General features: G+C 32.3%; 2 protein-coding genes. Both read left to right on the top strand.

The genetic code is table 11. The features are described 5' to 3' along the window. Window positions 1-385: IS3 family transposase (locus A9G37_RS12330; protein WP_141671169.1), on the top strand; the 385-nt coding region annotated here is incomplete at its 5' end. Between the two features lie 537 nt (window positions 386-922). Then, on the top strand, window positions 923-1,141 hold a 219-nt coding region (locus A9G37_RS09895), incomplete at its 3' end, for a helix-turn-helix domain-containing protein (RefSeq protein ID WP_065574582.1).

Here is a 1,141-nt window from a genome sequence, read left to right as displayed (position 1 = left end):
TTTAGTGTGTAATACATTAAAACAAGCCTTATTTCGGCGTCACTTTCCTAAAAATGTACTCATTCATAGTAACCAAAGAAGCCAATATTGCAGTGCTGATTTCAAGCAATTATTATTACAATATGGGCTAAGGCAAAGCATGAGTCGAAGAGGAAACTGCTTTGATAATGCGGTTGTTGAGAGTTTTTTTCATACACTCAAAAACCATATTATTCATGACTGTTACTACAAAACGAGGAAGCAGGCTAATAAAGCACTATTTGAATATATTGAAATCTATTATAATCGGATACGCCGTCATTCAGCCAATGGCTGGGTATCACCTGAACAATATGAACAACAATATTACCAAAACGAAAAAATGATAGAGGCGGGCACTGTCTAATATTTTGGCGAGGATCACATCAGTATAAAGCAAAGAATCAATAAGATTGGAGTTCGGCATGCCGTAATCAATCCCAACAGGAAAATAGAGCGTTACGATAAATAATAAGGGTGTAAGTAGATATTTATTAATTTTATTAAAATAAGAAAAAATAATATAAATCGAAAAATTGGTTATTAAAGTGCGTAACTGTAAAAAACCTGTTGTTCCGAAAGTAATAATAGCCGTGATTAACAAGGCTAGAGTATAAAAAGCAAATGTAGATATTATTTTATTTTTAGATAAACTAGCTAACATTTTTATATTATATCGAAAATTATTTGTACTGATTTTATATAATATATCATGCAGGATTTAATAGATTGTTTACAGTAATTTGAGAAACTACTGTAATGAATATACATAAAAAAAACAAAACTAACGCCTTATCACAGACCAGAGATATGGCGTTTATATCATTGGATCGGCTACACTAATTAGTACCAGTTTTATAAGGTCATTGTTATGATAAACTAAAAATAAGAGAAGGTAACAACAATGGCAATCGATTCATCACGAAGAGCAAAACGTAGCTTTACTAACGAGTTCAAAAAACAAATGGTCATGCTATATCAAAATGGTAAAAAACGTGCGGATATCGTCGCAGAGTATGACCTCACCAAATCAGCATTAGATAATTGGATAATGCAGTACCAAACTACCGGCTCATTCATCGCAAAAGATAATCGTCGAACTGAAGATAACGAACTTATCGCG

Source organism: Gilliamella sp. GillExp13 (assembly GCF_001690815.1).
Classification (GTDB): domain Bacteria; phylum Pseudomonadota; class Gammaproteobacteria; order Enterobacterales; family Orbaceae; genus Gilliamella; species Gilliamella bombi.
This window is presented reverse-complemented; position numbering and strand designations above follow the sequence as displayed.